This window comes from Streptosporangium sp. NPDC000563 (genome assembly GCF_040299985.1).
In the GTDB taxonomy this organism is placed as follows: Bacteria; Actinomycetota; Actinomycetes; order Streptosporangiales; family Streptosporangiaceae; genus Streptosporangium.
In genome coordinates this window covers 436,287-453,559 of the sequence record NZ_JBEPDA010000003.1, presented here as the reverse complement: position 1 = coordinate 453,559, position 17,273 = coordinate 436,287, and the positions used below count along the sequence as shown (strand labels likewise).

The 17,273-nt window shown below is 71.1% G+C and carries 10 protein-coding genes; 6 read left to right on the top strand and 4 right to left on the bottom strand.

The features are described 5' to 3' along the window. Window positions 1–97 precede the first annotated feature (97 nt). Together ABT352_RS12710 and ABT352_RS12705 are read left to right on the top strand one after the other, a co-directional pair. Window positions 98–2,332 carry an MMPL family transporter gene (locus ABT352_RS12710; RefSeq protein ID WP_350944793.1) on the top strand — a complete coding sequence of 745 codons (2,235 nt, stop codon included), beginning with the start codon at window positions 98–100 and terminating at the stop codon, window positions 2,330–2,332. Window positions 2,333–2,426: 94 nt separating this feature from the next. Next, window positions 2,427–4,175, top strand: coding sequence for a trypsin-like peptidase domain-containing protein (locus tag ABT352_RS12705; RefSeq protein ID WP_350944792.1), 1,749 nt, complete (start codon window positions 2,427–2,429; stop codon window positions 4,173–4,175). 259 nt (window positions 4,176–4,434) lie between these two features. On the opposite strand, the gene ABT352_RS12700 is transcribed toward ABT352_RS12705, so the two are convergent. After that, the gene (locus tag ABT352_RS12700; RefSeq protein ID WP_350944790.1) at window positions 4,435–6,363 is read right to left on the bottom strand and encodes a CHAP domain-containing protein; all 1,929 of its coding nucleotides are present in this window, start codon (window positions 6,361–6,363) and stop codon (window positions 4,435–4,437) included. Window positions 6,364–6,896: 533 nt separating this feature from the next. Here ABT352_RS12700 and ABT352_RS12695 point away from each other — a divergent pair. Both ABT352_RS12695 and ABT352_RS12690 read left to right on the top strand, forming a co-directional pair. Then, window positions 6,897–7,112 (top strand): DUF5999 family protein, encoded by a 216-nt coding sequence (locus ABT352_RS12695; protein WP_350944788.1) that lies wholly within the window; start codon window positions 6,897–6,899, stop codon window positions 7,110–7,112. Window positions 7,113–7,251: 139 nt separating this feature from the next. Beyond that, on the top strand, window positions 7,252–7,683 hold the full coding sequence (locus tag ABT352_RS12690; protein WP_350944787.1) for an ATP-binding protein: 432 nt from the start codon (window positions 7,252–7,254) through the stop codon (window positions 7,681–7,683). Between the two features lie 230 nt (window positions 7,684–7,913). Here the strand turns inward: ABT352_RS12690 and ABT352_RS12685 are convergent, their stop codons facing one another. Both ABT352_RS12685 and ABT352_RS12680 read right to left on the bottom strand, forming a co-directional pair. Continuing rightward, window positions 7,914–10,292, bottom strand: a complete 2,379-nt coding sequence (locus tag ABT352_RS12685; protein WP_350944785.1) for a LuxR C-terminal-related transcriptional regulator — start codon at window positions 10,290–10,292, stop codon at window positions 7,914–7,916. Between the two features lie 306 nt (window positions 10,293–10,598). Beyond that, window positions 10,599–12,758, bottom strand: coding sequence for a serine/threonine-protein kinase (locus ABT352_RS12680; RefSeq protein WP_350944784.1), 2,160 nt, complete (start codon window positions 12,756–12,758; stop codon window positions 10,599–10,601). Between the two features lie 346 nt (window positions 12,759–13,104). Between ABT352_RS12680 and ABT352_RS12675 the strand changes: the two genes are divergently transcribed. Beyond that, the gene (locus tag ABT352_RS12675) at window positions 13,105–14,337 is read left to right on the top strand and encodes an ROK family transcriptional regulator (protein ID WP_350944783.1); all 1,233 of its coding nucleotides are present in this window, start codon (window positions 13,105–13,107) and stop codon (window positions 14,335–14,337) included. A gap of 76 nt (window positions 14,338–14,413) precedes the next feature. Further along, window positions 14,414–15,673: an alpha/beta fold hydrolase gene (locus ABT352_RS12670; RefSeq protein WP_350944782.1), complete on the top strand. Its 1,260-nt coding sequence runs from the start codon at window positions 14,414–14,416 to the stop codon at window positions 15,671–15,673. A 152-nt stretch (window positions 15,674–15,825) separates the two neighbouring features. Here the strand turns inward: ABT352_RS12670 and ABT352_RS12665 are convergent, their stop codons facing one another. Beyond that, entirely contained in the window at window positions 15,826–17,247 is a 1,422-nt protein-coding gene (locus tag ABT352_RS12665) for an ATP-binding protein (RefSeq protein WP_350944780.1), read from the bottom strand. Between the last annotated feature and the right edge of the window lie 26 nt (window positions 17,248–17,273).

The following is a 17,273-nucleotide window of genomic DNA, read 5'->3' as shown; positions in this document are numbered from 1 at the left end:
TACCGATTTATCCTCCTACGCTCTACCGTAGGTATTGTACGAGCGTACAGTACGGTTTTTCAGGGTGTTTGATACTCCAAAAGCGGGGCGGTCACCGATGTCTGGTTTGCTGGGGCGGCTCGGAAGTTGGTGCGCGCGACACGGCAAGGCCGTGCTGGCCCTGTGGGTGATCGCGGCGGTGTCGCTGACAGCGGGCTCGGTGTTCTTCCCGGGACCGGTCAGCAACAACGTCAGCATTCCCGGCACTGACGCCCAGCGTGCCGTCGACCTGATGAAGGACGGCTTCGGCCCCGGCTACGGAGCCGGCGGCTCGGCACAGATCGTCCTCTACTCGCCCGACGGCTCTCTCATCACCGAGACCAGGAAGCGCGCGGTGGAGCGCGCCGTGGACCGGATCCGCGAGGTGCCGCACGTGGTGGAGGTGAAGTCCCCCCATCAGGGAGGTGGTCTCGCCTCCAGCCTGGCAATCGGCATCATCACCGTCAAACTGGAAGGGAACGACACCACCAAGCTGGCCGAGACCACCAAACTCCTCTCCGAGGCGGCCGAGCCCGCACGGGCGGCGGGCATCGAGGCGGTGCCCGTGACCTCGGCCAACCCGGCGGACAAGGAGATCAAGACCGGGACGAGCGAGATCATCGGTGTGATCTGTGCGCTGCTGGTACTGCTGCTGGCGTTCGGCACCCTGGTCGCCGCGATGATCCCGATCTTCACCGCGCTGGTCAGCATCGCGACCGGGCTCGGCGTGGTCAGCCTGCTCGGCCACGTCGTGGACGTGCCCAAGCAGGCGTCGATCATGGCGACGATGATCGGTCTCGGCGTCGGCATCGACTACGCGCTCTTCCTGCTCAGCAGGCACCGCAAGCTGCTGGCCGACGGCCTGCCGCCTCAGGATGCGGTCCGCAGGGTCGTCGCGAGCTCCGGCGGCGCGGTGGTGTTCGCCGGAGCCACAGTGATCATCGCGCTCAGCGCGCTCATGCTCGCGGGCTTCCCCATGCTGCAGACGCTCGGCTGGATCACCGGCATCTCGGTGGTCTGCGCGGTGCTCACCTCGGTCACGCTGGTCCCCGCGCTGCTCGGCCTGCTCGGGCACCGGGTCAACGCGCTGCGCCTGCCGTTCATGGGACGGCAGGGCAGCCACGGCTCGTCGGGCTGGGCCTCGCTGGGCGACTGGGTGGCCAGGCGGCCGTGGAGCGTGCTCGCGCTCAGCGTCGTCCTGCTGGGCGCGCTGGCGGCACCCGCCCTCGCCATCAAATTGGGCTCGGTCGACAACGGCTACGCCGACCGCGGCACCGACGCGCGACGCTCCTACGAACTCCTGCAGGCCGGTTTCGGGCCCGGCATGAACGGCCCGCTCGTCGTGGTGGCCGACCTGGACACGAAGGTCGTCGACCGGGAGCCGACCCCGGCCGTGCTGCGCGACCTGAAGGATCGCGTCGCGGACGTCGAGGGAGTGGCCCACGTCGGCGATCCCGTACTCAACGAGGACGGTACGGCGGCGCTGGTGCAGGCGATCCCCGACTACGCTCCGAGTGACCCCCGGGCGCTCGACGTGGTCAGGGCGGTACGCGCCCTCGACGTCGAGGGCGCCCAGGTGCACGTGGGCGGTCAGGTCGCCGGCATGGCCGACGCCGGCGACAGGATCGCCGGACGCACGCCGATGGTCGTCGGCGTCGTGGTGCTGCTGAGCGCGCTGTTGCTGCTGCTGGCGTTCCGCTCGCCGGTCGTCGCGATCAAGGCCGCGCTGATGAACCTGATCTCCCTCGGCGCCGCGTTCGGCGCGCTCTCGCTGGTCTTCTCCCTGGGGCTGGGCAGCCGCCTGGTGGGCATGGACACGCCGGTCAGCGCGGACGACTCGTACCTGAGCACGGTGTTCTTCACGGTGCCGATCGACAGCTACATCCCGCTGATGCTGTTCGCGATCCTGTTCGGCCTGTCGATGGACTACGAGGTCTTCCTGCTCACGGCCGTGCGGCAGGCGTACCTGAGGCACGGCGACAACCGCAGGGCGGTGGCCGAAGGGCTGGGGTCGACCGGTAGGGTCATCACCTCCGCCGCCCTGATCATGGTCGCGGTCTTCGTCGCGTTCATCGCCTACCCCGACCCGATGGTCAAGATCTTCGGTGTCGGACTGGCGGTGGCCATCGCGGTGGACGCCACGATCATCCGGGGACTGCTCGTCCCGGCGACCATGGCCCTGCTCGGCAGGGCCAACTGGTGGTGCCCCGCCTGGCTGGACCGCATCCTGCCCAACCTCTCCGTCGAAGGTCACGAGGAGGACGAGGAGGCGGAGGAGCCGGACAGGGAACTCGTCGGCGCCGGTCGCGGCTGAGGGGCGGAACGCCGTCCCAGTCGCTTCCAAGTCCTCCCCAAGTGGCCTCCGCCATGCTCTCGCCTGGGAAGCGAGTTTTGGGGAGAGTACGAAGATGTTGGGAAGAATCAGCGCCGTCGCCGGCCTGGTGCTGGCGAGCACGCTGGCGCTGCCGGGCACCGCGGTGGCGAAACCCAAGGAGGTCGACGTTCCCGTCGGGACGTGGCTGGCCGCCAGGACGCACCCGGCCGTCCAGCTGACCTCGGTGTCCTACACGGCCGACGTGGCCGTGCCGACGCCCGAGGCGAACCTGGAGGCGATCAGGGTCCTCACCCAGCAGGGGGTGAACGCCGTGCAGAGCGGCAAGATCTCCTCCGACGAGAACAGCATCTACCGCTGGGTCGTCCAGCAGATGGCGAAGGACCCCGGCCGCTACTTCTCGCCCGGCGGGCGTGAGCGGGTCGTCGAGGCGACGGCGGGCGGGCTGTGCACCGGCTGGTGGGTCACGCCGGACGGCTACATGGTGACCGCGGCGCACTGCGTCGGCCAGGAGGAGACCGAACTGGCGCAGACCTTCGCGGCCCAGGCACTCACGAAGATCAACGAGAAGGACGCGGCCGACCTGGTCGCCGAGCTCGGGGACGTCGCCTCCGACGAGGAGATCCTCAGGACGGCGACGAAGATCTTCCAGATCTGGAACGCGGACAACATCAAGATCCGAAACGTGCAGAGCTCGCTCTCGCTGCTGCAGAGCCTGCCGGGCGGCGGCGTCGACAAGACCACCAAGACGGTGCCGATCGAGCTCGTCGCCAAGGGGACGGTCTACCCGGGCAAGGACGTCGCGATCCTCAAGGCCAACGGGCAGAGCAATCTGCCGACCGTGCCACTGGGGGAGGACTCCGACGTGCGCGTCGGCGACACCCTCTACATCAGCGGGTTCCCCGGCACGGTGACGCAGACCTCGATCTTCAACCTGGAGTCCAAGCTCGATCCGGCCTTCACCGAGGGGCCCTACAACGCCGCCCGCCAGACCCCGGAAGGGGTGCCGTACATCCAGACCCAGGCGCCCTCCTATCCCGGCAACTCGGGCGGACCGGTGTTCGCCAAGAACGGCAAGGTGATCGGTGTCCTCGTCGGCGGCCTGGTCCAGCAGGACGGCGGCTCCACCGAGGCGGAGAGCTTCGTGCTGCCGGTCAGCATCGTCAAGGAGAAGCTGAACGAGAAGAACATCAAGCCGGTCGAGTCGACGACGACGAAGGCCTACAACGAGGCGCTCGACCTGTTCTTCCAGAACAGGTACTCCGACGCGCTGCCCAGGTTCCGCGAGGTGCAGGCGCTGCAGCCGAACCACCCGTACGTCGCCAAGTACATCAGCGACTCCCAGCAGGCCATCACCGCGGGCAAGGACGAGAGCGGCACGCCGATCCTGCCGTGGCTGCTGTGGGGTGGCGGCGGCCTGGCAGTCCTGTTCGTGATCGGTACGATCACGGCGGTCGCGAGGGGCAGGCGCCGTTCCAGGGGACCGGCCCCGTTCCCGCCCACCCCCTACGGTGCGCAGCCCGGCTACGCGGCGCAGGTGCACGGCGGTGCCGCGTACGGGCAGCCGCAGTACGGACAGCAGGGGCAGCCGTACGGCGCGCCGCAGCAGTACCAGCAGCGGGCACCCTATCCGCTCCCGGCCGCGCCGGAGGAGACCCGGGCGGTCCGGCCGCACTCGCCCTACGGCCCGCCGAACCCCCAGCCCGGCCCCGGTGGCGCCGGGAGCGCGGGGGGCCCGGGGGCCAACACCCGGATCGCCGGTCTGGAGGCCGAGCTGGAGCAGCTGCGCCGCTCGATGGGGCAGCGCCCGCCCGAGCAGCGTTGAGCGCGCCCTCCCGGACGCGCCGAGGGCCCGGCCTCCGGGCCCTGGTGAACGCGGTCCCCGCCGGTGTCACGCCGGCGGGGACCGACCCGTCTCCCGGCCCAGGAGAGACCACCGCCTCACCTGGGCGGAGGGGTCCCCAGGGCGACGTGTCCACCGCGACGCGGCGGGCCAGACCTAGATCCAGCCCTCCTCCCAGGCGCGGTGCGCGGTGGCGTGGCAGAGGCGCCACGAGACTCGGCCGCCACTTCGGCGACGTCGCCTAGACCGGTGTCCTCGCCCGGCGCCGCCCCCGGTAGCCGCTGTGGACCAGGATGTCGCCCGGCTCCGCGAGAAGCGTGGCGGAACCGGCGGGGACGGCGGGTTCGCCCCGGCCGGTCCGTACCGTCGAGACCGGAACGGCCGTTCTCGGTCCGGGGACCGGGCAGGCGGACGTGGTGGACCGGGTGGGGGCGATGGGGCGGACAGGACGGGCGGGGCGCGTCGGGGTGGCCGGGGCGGTGGTGACCACGGGGTCGGCCCGGCGGTGACGGCGTCCGCGCGGCGGGGAGTCCTGGACCCAGGTCGACGACATCGACGACATCGACGATATCGACGACATCGACGACTCTGCCACGGCCTGCTCCTGCAGGCGACGCCTGCCCCGGTAGGGGGCCCGGGGGCGGTCGTCGCGAGGGCGCGGTACGGGGGAGAGCGCGGCAGGGCGCCCCGAGGGCTCCTCGACGTGGGCGACGGAGGTCGTGACCGAGGGGAACCCGGTGGTGGCGGTCGGGGCGAACGTGCTCTCCGGAACGCTCTCCCTGGGACTCGTGGCCCCGCGGGAGGGGAGGAACGCGTCCCAGAGGTCGGGGGCGACGGGCGTGTGCTCCGAGGCGTCGGCCGGGATCGGCGCGTACCGGAGATCGCGGGAGGCGAGGGTGTTCTCCGGGGTGCCGGACGAAATCGGCGCGTTCCCGAGGCCGGGGAAGACGGGCGTGTGCTCCGGGGTGCCGGCCGGGGTGGGCAGGTACGAGAGGTCGCGGGAGGCGAGGGTGTTCTCCGGGGTGCCGGCCGGGGTCGGCGCGTACGAGAGGTCGCGGGCGGAGGCGTTCCTGGGCATGCGACGACGGCCCGGGGCGCGGCGACGGCCCGGGGCGCGGCGGGACGAGGAGGCGGGGGCCACCGCGGCGCGCCCCGAGGCGGACGCGAGGAGCCGTACCCTCGACTGCCTCGCCTTGCCGTGGGCGAGGATCGCGGCCGCGGCGAGCAGGACCGGGGCGAGTACGGCGGGGGAGTCGAAACCGGGGACGGGCGTGGCGAGGTCGCGGGCGGTGGCGGTGGGGGTGACGGCGAGCGCGCTGGTGTCGGCGGTGGAGGCCTTGGCGTGCTTTCCCGGCGAGGTACGGCCGGTGGCCGGCGCCTGGGTTTCGCCGGGCGCCTTCGTGGTCGTACGGTCGCTCGTGGTCGTACGGTCGCTCCGCTGGGTGTTCGCGGCGGGGTTCCCGCCGGACACGGCGTGGGCGTCGCCCGGAGCGGCCTTCCCCTTCCCCTTCGCCGTCGCGGCGGTGCGCCCGGGAGCCGGCTTGCTCGTCACTCCCTCGGAATTCCTGCCCGGCCCCGTGGAGGCCGAGGTCTCCGGCGTCGGCACGGGGGCGGGGACCATCGCGATCAGGTTGGGCCCGGGGCCGATCACCACCGCGTTGTCCCCGGCCGTGGCGGGCGTGAGGATGGTCTGCTTCTCGGTGGCCTCCCGGTCGAGCCGGGCCTTGATCTTCTCCGGGTATCCGTAACCGACGACCTTGCCGGTGTCGCGCTCCTTGCGCTTGGCGACCCCGCCGTCGATGTTGCCCTCGATCGTGTGGATCCTGTTTCCCTCGACCCTGGTGACGATCCCCACGTGGTCGATGTGGCTGATCTTGTCCGAGCCGCGCCAGTCGAAGAAGACGATGGCGCCCGGCTTGGGAACGGTGCCCCAGGCGTCCTGCTGCCGGAACCACTGGGCGTGGTGGACGGTGTAGGCGAACTGGCCGATCCACTCCTGGTAGCCCAGCTTCTCCGCCGCCCACGACAGATACATGTCGCACCAGGGGGCCGAGGTGTAGTCGGCGTCGAACTCGACGTTCTTGCCGTACCAGTCACCGAACTTGGTGTAGCCGCCGCTCTTCTCGGAGTAGCCGAGCTGGCTCTCCAGCAGCTCGATGAACTTGCGCATCTCAGGTGTCATAGAGGATTTCAGGGGGGCTCCCGGTGGCCGTGCGGGCATGGTCGCTCCACCTCGCGACCTGGCTATCGGGAGACGAGGTTGAGCGACGGCGCGTTCACGCGAACCCGCCGAGGGGTGAGGAGGGACGCGTGTGGCGGCACCACTGACCGGTTGTCTTCCGTGACGAGGGAGGTTACCCGCCCCCAAGGATAGGTCAAGACACACTAAAGGGCGCGTCAAGTCGATCAACGTCGCATAGACGGACAAAAGGCGACGTCAGGGCGTCTCTGGGTGATCTTCAGTGGTAAAGCGCCCACGAAAAGGATCTACCGGAGGTCGCGGGCGGAGGCCGGGACCTCCGTGGCCGCGCCGTTCGATCTTGTCGATCCCCCTTTGCCTCGACGCCCGATTTCTTTACCTTTCGGGGAAATGGGTAGACATGGGGGTATTTCTCCCGATATGTAGGTAGTGGTCACGGGAGATGCTGGTCACACCAGGTAAGGCTCAGCAGCAGTCAGAGAAGGTTAAAAAAGGTACGAGCCATGTGTCAGCACCAGCCGAGATGCCCAGTCGCCAGCGCGCCCGACCACGAAGCCGCGTCGCTCGTGGCCTTCCACCCCGAGCAGGGGTGGGGTCTGCTCTGCAACGGTGTGGTGGTCTTCGACGACACCGGAGCGCTCATGCCTGACGGCCGCAGCACTCCCGTCCACGCCATGCCGCTCCCGCTCCACCGGGTCACCCTGGGCCAGGCGGCGTGATCTCGCGCCGCGCGCCCGCCGTGCCGGGACCGAACGCGCCACGCGGACGAGTGGTTCCGCGGCGGCCGATGGTCTCCGGCGGGGGACGCGCGTGCGATCCGCATCCGATCGAGGCGACCGACGACCAGGGAGGTGGACAATGAACCCACTCCTCGAAAAGCCGTACGAGCAGGAAGAGCTGGACGGCCGGGAGACGTCGTACTCCTTCGCGCCCGAGCCGGCGTCGGTGCCCCGTGCTCGCCACCTGACTCGCGCCCACCTGGCGGACTGGGGGCTGGACGAGCACAGCGCGGTCGCCGAACTGCTCGTCAGCGAGCTGGTCACCAACGCGCTGCGCCACTCGCGGGGGAGCATCGGGCTCCTCCTCTCCTTCCGGGACGGTCTGCTGCGCTGCGAGGTCGAGGACGCCGACCCCTTCCTGCCCCGCGCGTGCCGGGCACGCGACGACGAGGAGCGGGGACGAGGGCTTCACCTGATCGAACTCCTCGCCTGCTGCTGGGGCAGTGCCCGCACGACCGAGGGCAAGGCCGTCTGGTTCGAGCTCACGACGGCGGGCGCGCTCGCGGCCTGACCGCGAGACCTCCCGGAGCGCCGGGCGAGGAAGCCCTCCCGTGAGGCTCCTTCGGGAGCCGGCCACACAGACCATCTCCGAAGGGCCGACGCCGAGTCCCCCGACTCGACCTCGGCCGAGCGCCGGAGCCGGGTCCCCCGACCCGGCCTCGGCAGGACGCCGGAGCCGACGAGATCATCGCACTCGTCGGCTCCGGCGTCCCGGCTTCTCCGGCCTCTCCGCCCCGTCCGTCAGGTGCCGGGCGGGCGCTCCCCGTCCACGTTCAGGATGTGCTCGCCGGTCCATACGGCGATCTGGGCCCGCGAGTGGAAACCGAGCTTGGTCATGATGTGCTCGATGTGACCCTCCGCGGTGCGCTGGGAGATCGTGAGCGAGGCCGCGATCTCCTTGTTGCTCAGTCCCTGGGCGACGAGCCTGGCGATCTCCGTCTCCCTGCGGGTCAGTGGCGAAGGCTCCTCGGCCTCGCCCGAGGGCTCGCCGAGGGGCACGCTCTCCTCAAGGGCGAAGGCGATCGCCTCGTCGCACCGCATCTTCGAGCCCTGTCTGAGCACGGTGTCGAAGGTCTGCCTTCCGAGAGCCTCGCGCGTACGCTCCTCGCACTCGTCGTGGTAGCGCCTCAGGTGCCCGAAACCGGACAGCGGCGCTCCGATCACCTGCCAGACCTGCTCCAGGATCCCCAGCAACCTGGCGGCCCGCCGGTGGTCGTCCTCCGCGGCGGCGATCCAGGCCAGCACCTCCAGGTTCACGCCGATGCCCAGAAGATCGTCGAGTGAGCGGTTGAACCTCAGGCTCTCCTTCTCCAACTCGGTGGCGCGCCGGGCGTCGCCCTGGCACCAGACCCCGAGGCCGAGCGCCATCATCGCGTACGCCCGGTGCCAGCCCTCCTCGTGGGCGTCGCACAGCGCGATGCACTCCTCGCCCGCGGCGACGGCGCTCGACCAGTCCCCCCGGAAGGAGTGGGCGAGACAGAGACGAATGAGCGCCAGGGCCTGGCCGGTCGGGTCGTCGTCGGCGCGGTGGCGCGCCGACGCGTCCTCGTACAGGCCGATCGCGCGATCGACGTCTCCACGGAACATGGCGATCATCCCCGAGTAGAGCGCGACGTAGGCCAGGATCCGCTCGCACCCGGGGCGTTCTCCGATCTCCCTCGCCTCCTCCAGCATCCTCGTGGCGGCGACGACATCGGCCTGGATGATCGCCAGCCAGCTGTCGGACCACAGCGCACGACCCCGGCTCTCGTCGGGTCCTGTGCCGCCGAGCAGGCTCAGGTCCATCCAGCGGCGTCCCTCCCTGACATAGTGGCTGGTGATCCAGTGATAGAGCAGGTCGGCGGCCATCTCCAGCGCGACGGGGGTCTCCTCGGGGTCGGCGAGGCAGTACTCCAGGGCGGTGCGCAGGTTGGCGTGGTCGAGCTTCAGCCTGCCGAACCAGAACACCTGCAGCGGGCCGAACCGCTGCGCGTACGCCTCCGCCGCGAGCCGCCGGTAGTGGTCGCGGTGCAGCCGCTGCAGGGCGTCCTCCTGCCCCGAGGCCGCGAGTCTCTCCCTCCCGTACTGCCTGATCGTCTCCAGGAGCCGGTAGCGGGTCGCGGTGGAGGCCGAAGGAGGGTCCTCCCGGATCAGGATCGACTTGCCCACGAGTCCGATCACCAGGTCGACCACGTCCTCGCGCTCGATGCCGTTCCCCGAGCAGACCGCCTCGGCGGCTTCGAGGTCCAGGCCGTCGGCGAACACCGAGGCGCGCTGCCACAGCAGCCGCTCCTCCTCGCCGCACAGGGCGTAGCTCCAGTCGATCAGCGCGCGTAGCGTCTGCTGGCGGGGCAGCGCCGCGGGGGAGCCGCCGGTGAGCAGCCGGAACCGGTGGTCCAGCCTGGACAGCAGCTCTTCGGGGGAGAGGGCGCGCAGCCGCACCGCCGCCAGCTCGATCGCGAGCGGGATGCCGTCCAGGCGGCGGCAGATCTGTTCCACGGCGGACCGGTTGGCCTCGGTGAGGGTGAAATCCGGCAGGACGGCGGTGGCCCGTTCGGTGAACAGGCGTACCGCCTCCGACAACGCCGGCACCTCTGTGGACAGCCTGGGGAGATCGGGGTCCGGCGGCAGCGGCAGCGTGGGGACGACCAGCGTCTGCTCGCCGGAGATGCCCAGCGCCTGCCTGCTGGTGGCGAGGACCCGCAGGGAGGGGGCCGAGCGTACGAGGGCGCCCACCAGTACGGCGCAGGGTCGCAGGAGATGCTCGCAGTTGTCGAGGATCAGCAGCGCCCGCTTCTCCCGCAGGTGGTCGACGAGCACATCCAGGGGAGACCGGTGGGAGACGTCCCTGATCTCCATGGCCTCGTTCAACGACGCGGCGAGCAGCTCGGGATTCTCCAGCCCGGCGAGCTCGGCCAGCCACACCCCGTCGGGGAACGCCCGCTGGACGTCGGCGGCGACGCGCAGGGCCAGCCGGGTCTTGCCGACGCCGCCGGGACCGGTGAGGGTCACCACGGGTGCCCCGGACAACAGGCGTTTGACCTCGGCCATCTCATGCCGACGCCCCACGAAACTGGTCACCTCGGGGGGCAGGTTCGTCGCCTGCCACCGCTTCGAGGTGGCCGATGCCACCTCTCCCATCAACCCTCACGCCGGTTTTATCAATTAAATCGCTTTATGTCCGGATCTGGTGGGCGTAATCCACCCTATGCGCACGCCGTTCCCCGCGCGCACCCGTGGCCGGGCGGGCACCCAACGGGGCGGTGGCCCGCCGACGGGGACCCGTTCGCGTACGGTGGGCGTGGCGCCCCGAGGCTCGCCGAGGCACTGGCCCGCCCTCCCCGGTGGGGAGCCGGTGGGCGACGCGTCACGGGCCGGGGCGGTCCTGAGGGGGCGGCGGCCGATCACTTCGGCGGCCGACCACCACGCGGCGCGGGCGTGGTCGGCTCACAGGATGCCGCCCAGGTCGAGGTCTACGTCCAGGTCGATCAGGCCGGGCTCGTTCCCTGTGGGTCCCTCGGAGTCCCGCGGTTCCCGTGGACCCGGGTTCTCGGAGTTCCGCGGCTCTCGTGAACCCGGGCTCGCGCCCGTGTCCTGGTCCTGGCCGGTGCCCGGATCGGGGGTGCAGGAGGGCAGGTCGATCCTGGCCGTCCGGGAGGGGGTGTCCCCCTCGGGAGAGGTGGTGATCGTCACCAGCCGGGTGACGTACCCCCCGCACTCGGGCAGGTCGGGGAACTCCCCGGTCACCTCCCGCTCGTACTCGGTGGCGCCGGACAGCTCCAGCTCCCGCACGCCGCCGGTCGGGGTCCCACGCGTGCCCCCGGCCCTCTGGGCGAACCCGAGCCGCACGGTCACCGCCGAGGTGGTGGGGGTCCGCACCCGGAACCTGACCGTGGTGCCGTCGAAGGAGGTGATCGAGACGGCGGGTGGCGCGCACGGCTCGCCGTGGACCCGCTCCGTGCGGCCGGCCGTCCCGCCCGTGGGACGGGGCACGGTGGAGACGGTGACGCGACGGTAGAGGGTCTGCCCGCAGGCGGGGACGGTGAAGGCGTGCGGGACGGTGTGGGAGTAGGTCTTCAGCCCGCCGATCACGGAGGTGCGCGAGGACGCCCGGACGAGCCGGTCACGGTCGGGTCCCTCGGCGAAGGTGACGGTCACCGCGACGTTCCCGGTCGTGGAGGCGCGGAAGCCGACCGTGGTCCCGTGCGCGTCGATTCCCACGACCTTCAGGCCGCTCACCGCGTGCGCGGGCCCCGGTGTCGCCGTTGGCGTGGGCTCGGGGGCGGGTGTGGGCGTGGAGGTGGGCGGCGGGGGCGGTGGCTGCGAAGCGGTCGGTGTGGGGGGTGGGGAGGGTGGGGCGACCACCGTCCGGGTGGGGGCCGGGACCAGGGAGGGGCGCGAGGTGGCCTGGCCGGGGTTCGCGCCACCCGAGGGGGAGACGGGCTTTTTGACGGCGGCGCTTCGCGAGGGGGTGTCGGGTTCAGGGGAGAGGTCCGGCGGTGCCGATACCCGGCTCTGCCGCCGCTGCGCGGGGGTCTCCTGGATGATCGCGGAGCTGGGCGGCGGGGTGAAGATCGTGTCCGCGGAGAGCCGGTCCTGCGGCCGGTTGGCCGCGATCACACCGGCGGTCATCGCGACGGTGATCACTCCCAGCCCGGCGAGGGTCCGGGGGCCCAGCCGGGGGCGGCGCGCCCGTCCCACCCGGCCGAGCACCGTCCGGGCGACCGAGGAGCCGGCCTTCGGGGTGGGCTTGGCCAGCGGGAACGCCAGCGCCAGCAGCGTGGCGAGCTCGGCGAGGTGCCGCCGCCCGCGCTGCTCCCAGTCCGGTCCGTACGCCGCCCGCGCGGCCGTCTCCAGCTCCTCCAGGAACGCCCGCGCGCTCCGCGGCCGGTCCGCCGGGTTCTTGGCCAGACCTCGCGTGACCAGCCCGCGTACCGACGCCGGCACCTCCTCCGCCGGGATCGGCGCGTGCCGGTGCCGGTGCATCATCACGACGCGGTGATCGGCCGCGTACGGCCGGTGGCCCGTGAGGCACTCGAAGAAGACGCACGTGGCCGCGTAGACGTCGCTCGCCGCGCTCGCCGGCGCCCCCTCCCACTGCTCGGGGGCCATGTAGGCGGGAGTGCCCGCGGTCACCCCCGCCTCCCCGACGTGGGCCGCGATGCCGAAGTCGGCGAGCTTGCTGCCGCCGTCGGCCTGGATCAGCACGTTCTCCGGCTTGTAGTCGCGGTGCACGATGCCGGCGGTGTGCGCGAAGGCCAGACCGAGCAGCGAGCCCTTGAGCACGGCCAGCGCCGCCTCCGGGCTCGTACTGCCGTGCTCGGACAGGATCCGCCTGAGCGCGACCCCGTCGACCAGCTCCATCACGATCGCGGCTTCGAGGACGTCCTCGTAGTACTCGTAGAGCTGGACCACGTTCGGGTCCTGCAACTCCACCATGACGCGCGCCTCCGCGCGAAAGCGCGCCAGGAAGCGACGATCGTCCTTGAGGGTCGCGTTGAGGTATTTGATGGCCACGTAGGCGCCGGTGGGGGCGTACGTGGCCAGCACCACGCGCCCGCCTCCGCCGATGCCGAGTTCCCGAACCTCGCGGTATCCCGGAACCATCCCGTCCCCTTCCGAGCGCCGTCGACTTGTTCGACGGTCTCACCCCTGCGGTTGGTTGTCACGATTGGTCAACTTTGGCGGAGAGTGACGTTGGAATAATGGCCGGTAGCCGATTTAGTGGCTTATGAGATTAATGAGTCATGCGAGTTCTGAAAAGGGAGTCGCGGAGGTTCTCGGTCGGGGAATCGCCGGGAACGGCGGACGCCTGGTCGCGGCCTGGGAAACCCGCGCGGTACCCGAGGCGAGCGGACCGTTCCAGGACAGGTGGGCGCGGCGGGAAAGCCTGGACCGGCAGTGACTAGAATAGTTGTACTAACATCTGAAATTAATTCCCCGGGGGAGAAGTATGAGCCGTCCACAGCGGGGGACCCTTCGTGACGTGCGCAAGGGCAACCGGTCCGTGGTCCTGTGGACGCTGTACTTCGCAGACGAGTTGAGCAGGCACGATCTCGCCCGGCTGACCGGGCTCAGCGCGGCCACGGTCAGCAACGTCATCGGCGACCTCATCACGGACGGCATCGTGGTGGAGACGGGTTCCGTCGACTCGGACGGCGGGCGGCCACGGATCATGCTCAGGGTGGATCCCTCGTACGGATACGTGGTCGGGGTGGGCGTCGGAGAGACACGCGTCCGCGTGGAGCTGTACGACCTGGCGTTGCGGGAGCGGGCGAAAAAGGAGTTCGCCCTCGACCCGGGCCACCACGAGCCGGCGGTGGTGGCCCGTCACGTCCTCGACGGTCTTGAGGCGGTCCTGTCCGACGCCGGAGCCACCGAGTCCGAGGTGCTGGGCATGGGCCTCGGTGTACCCGGCGTCGCCGAGCAGGGGCCTGACCTGCTCATCCACGCCCGCGCGTTCGGCTGGGACGGTGTTCCCCTGGGCGCGCTCATCCGCGGGGGCACCTCGCTGCCGGTCTTCGCCGACAACGGGGTCAAGACGACGGGCCAGGCCGAGCTCTGGTTCGGCGCGGGCAAGGGTGCCCAGCACCTGGTCATGGCCTTCATCGGCACGGGGGCCGGGGCGAGCGTCGTCAACGGCGGCGTCACCTACCGGGGAACGGCGAACGGTGCCGGTGAGTGGGGACACACCAAGATTGTTCTTGACGGGCGTCCCTGCCGATGCGGCGGCCAGGGTTGCCTGGAGGCCTACGTCGGGGCCGAGGCGATACTCGCCGGCGCGGGCAGGGACCTGGGAGGTGACGACGAGGAGAGCGTCTTCGCCGAGTTCCTCGCCGACCCGCTCGCGCGGCCCGCGCTGGAGGAGGCCATCGGCTCCCTGGGGGCCGGGCTGGCCAACCTCATCAACCTCCTCAACCCCGAGCGCGTCATCCTCGGTGGCTGGGCCGGGTCCCTCCTCGGGCAGAGGTTCCTCCCCGAGATCCGCGCCGCGGCCTCCCGGTACGCCCTGCCGCTGCCCTTCTCACAGACGTCGATCGAGCTGGGAAGGCTCGGCGCCGAGGCGGTCGCCCTGGGCGCGGCCACCCTGGTCGTCGAGGACTTCCTGCTGCGCAGCCACGCGGTGCGCCCGGCGGGCCGCGTCGCGCCCCCCGCCCCAGCCCCGGCGGGACACGTGTCCGGCTGAACCGGCGCAGTGAGGCCGTGCCCCGGGCGGCACGCGAAAGTGAGAACGGGCGTACGGGTCCGATAGCTTTCCGTGGGTGACTGTCCTTCTGCCCGGTGTGGCGCTCACCGACCACGTGTTCACCGTTCCCCTCGACCACGCCGACCCCGGTGGCGAGACGATCGAGGTCTTCGCCCGTGAGGCGGTGGCCCCGGAACGACGGGGGGAGGACCTCCCGTGGCTGCTGTTCCTGCAGGGCGGCCCCGGAGGCAAGTCGCCTCGCCCGGCCTCCGCCGACGGATGGCTGGGACACGCGCTGAAGACCCACCGGGTCCTGCTGCTCGACCAGCGGGGGACCGGCCGCAGCACCCCCATCACCGCGCAGACCGTACGCGGCACGGACGCCGAGCTCGCCGCCCGCCTCGCGCACTTCCGGGCCGACTCGATCGTGGCCGACGCCGAGCTGATCCGGCGCGAGCTCTCCGGTGACCGGCCGTGGGAGACCCTCGGTCAGAGCTACGGCGGTTTCATCACGCTGACCTACCTCTCCCGGGCTCCCGAGGGCCTGGCGGCCTGCTACGTGACCGGTGGCCTGGTCGGGCTCGACGCCACCGCCGACGACGTCTACTCCCGCACCTACCCGCGGGTCCGCGACAAGGTGAACCGCTACTTCGCCCGCTACCCGCACGACTCCGAGCGCCTGGACGCGATCGCGGCCCACCTGCGCCTTCGCGAGGTGCTCCTGCCCGACGGCGACGTGCTGACCGTGCGCCGCCTGCAGACCCTCGGCATGTGCCTGGGCATGAGCGACGGGGCCGAATACCTGCACTGGGTGCTGGAGGAGGCCTGGAGCGGCGGCAGGCTCTCCGACCTGTTCCTGTACGAGGTCATGATGGCCACCGGCTTCGTCGGCAACCCGCTCTACGCGGTCCTGCACGAGTCGATCTACGCCCAGGGTGCCGCCACCGGCTGGGCCGCGCACCGGCTGCTGCCCGAGGAGTTCCGCGAGGACGCCGGACCGATCCTGCCCACCGGAGAGATGATCTATCCCTGGATGTTCGACGAGATCGCCGCGCTCCGCCCCTTCAAGGGCGCCGCCGAGATTCTCGCCACCGTCTCGGACTGGCCGGCCCTCTACGATCCCGCCCGGCTGGCCGCCAACCGGGTTCCGGTGACCGCCGCCGTCTACTACGACGACATGTACGTCGATCAGGGCCTGTCCATGCGCACCGCGAAGGCGGTGGGCAGCGTGCGGACCTGGGTGACCAACGAGTGGGAGCACGACGGTGTCAGGGTCTCCGGCGGCAAGGTCCTCGCCCGCCTGATGGAGATCGCGGGTGGTGCCCACGGCTCCTGAGCGCTCATGACCGCTGAGCGGCCACGGCTCCTGAGCACCCGCGCCTCCCGAACCGAACGCCCAGGCCTCCCGGACCGCGGTAACCGGCCGGACGCCATGGAGGCCGTGGAGTCCTCCCGCCGCCGGGCGGGGGAGGGCTCCACGTTCCGGTGTCAGGCGGGAGCGGCCGTCTCGGTGAGGGGCAGACGCACCTCGAAGCGGGTGTCGCCGGGCTTGGACTCCACGCGCAGGTCGCCGCCGTGCCGGCCGGCGACGATGCGGAAGGAGATGTCCAGGCCGAGCCCCGTGCCCTCGCCGACCGCCTTCGTGGTGAAGAACGGCTCGAAGATCCGCTCGCGCAGGGCCTCGGGGACGCCGGGGCCGCTGTCACAGATCTCGATCAGCGCGATCGTGTCGTGCTCGAGGCGGGTGCGGACGGTCAGGACGCCGGTGCCGGCCATCGCGTCCAGCGCGTTGTGGATCAGGTTGGTCCACACCTGGTTGAGCTCCCCGGCGTAGGCCGGGATGGGCGGCAGGTCCGGGTCGTAGTCGGTGACGATGCTGATGCCCGGCGGGATCTTGCCGCGGAACATGGTGAGGGTGCTGTCCAGGAGTTCCCGCACGTCCACCGTCTGGTACGGCGCCCGGTCCATCTGGGAGTACTGCTTGGCGGAGGCGATCAGCGAGGAGATCCGCTCGGTCGCGTCGGTCACCTCGTTCAGCATCTGGGTGATCTCGATGGCCTCCGCCAGCCAGTGCATCGCCCCGGACAGGTACCGTTCGCCCAGCGCCTCGCGGATCTTGTCCAGTTTCTCCGGCTTGAAGCCGGCCGCCACCAGGGGCGAGGCGATCTCCCAGGGGTCCTCCACCCCCGCGTCCTCCATGGCGTCGGACAACTCGTCCTCGGCGTCGGAGATCTCCATCGGGGAGCGGGGCGGCATCTCCGCGAGGCCGGCGGCGCACGCCTCCTGCAGGTCGACCAGGGCGCTCAGCCGGTGGGGCTCGATGCCGTCCTCGGCCAGCACGGCCAGCCGCCTGCGCGAGGTCTTCATCCGGACCCGCAGGTCGTCGACGGCCCGCACCGCCGCCGCGGCCGGGTTGTTGAGTTCGTGGGTGAGTCCGGCGGTGATCGTGCCGAGCGCGGTCAGCCGCTGCCGCCGGTCGATGAGCTCCCGCTGTGCCATCCCGCCCAGACGGGCCCCGTCCAGAAGGTGCACCGCCATCGGGAACCACTCGGCCATGATCATGCCGTACTTCCTGGCGGGGAGCATGAACATGCGGGTCGGCTTGGTGGCGCGCAGCGTGTGGGCGTAGGTGGCCGGGGCGCGGTCTCCGAGGTAGGCGAGGACCGCGCCGCCGTAGGCGCCGGGCTGCGAGGTGGGGGTCATCGTGACGGGCCCGGCGGTGGTCTCGGTGACCATCACCACCTCGCCCTCGACGAGCACGGCGAAGCAGTCGGCGGGATCCCCCTGCTTGACGATCGGGTCGCCCGCCTCGTACTCCTCCTCGTCCCCGTACCTCGCGAGCCACCGGAGCTTGTCGTCGTCGAGCTTCTCGAAGAGGAACAGCCCGCGGAGCACCTCGATGTCGATCATGTGACCTCCTTCGTGAGCGCCGCAGG

Bases quoted from the DNA above. Each gene is read 5' to 3' on its own strand.
- ABT352_RS12710 (WP_350944793.1), top strand. From the start codon at position 98: ATGTCTGGTTTGCTGGGGCGGCTCGGAAGTTGGTGCGCGCGACACGGC.
- ABT352_RS12705 (WP_350944792.1), top strand. From the start codon at position 2,427: ATGTTGGGAAGAATCAGCGCCGTCGCCGGCCTGGTGCTGGCGAGCACG.
- ABT352_RS12700 (WP_350944790.1), bottom strand. From the start codon at position 6,363: ATGCGCAAGTTCATCGAGCTGCTGGAGAGCCAGCTCGGCTACTCCGAG.
- ABT352_RS12695 (WP_350944788.1), top strand. From the start codon at position 6,897: ATGTGTCAGCACCAGCCGAGATGCCCAGTCGCCAGCGCGCCCGACCAC.
- ABT352_RS12690 (WP_350944787.1), top strand. From the start codon at position 7,252: ATGAACCCACTCCTCGAAAAGCCGTACGAGCAGGAAGAGCTGGACGGC.
- ABT352_RS12685 (WP_350944785.1), bottom strand. From the start codon at position 10,292: ATGGGAGAGGTGGCATCGGCCACCTCGAAGCGGTGGCAGGCGACGAAC.
- ABT352_RS12680 (WP_350944784.1), bottom strand. From the start codon at position 12,758: ATGGTTCCGGGATACCGCGAGGTTCGGGAACTCGGCATCGGCGGAGGC.
- ABT352_RS12675 (WP_350944783.1), top strand. From the start codon at position 13,105: ATGAGCCGTCCACAGCGGGGGACCCTTCGTGACGTGCGCAAGGGCAAC.
- ABT352_RS12665 (WP_350944780.1), bottom strand. From the start codon at position 17,247: ATGATCGACATCGAGGTGCTCCGCGGGCTGTTCCTCTTCGAGAAGCTC.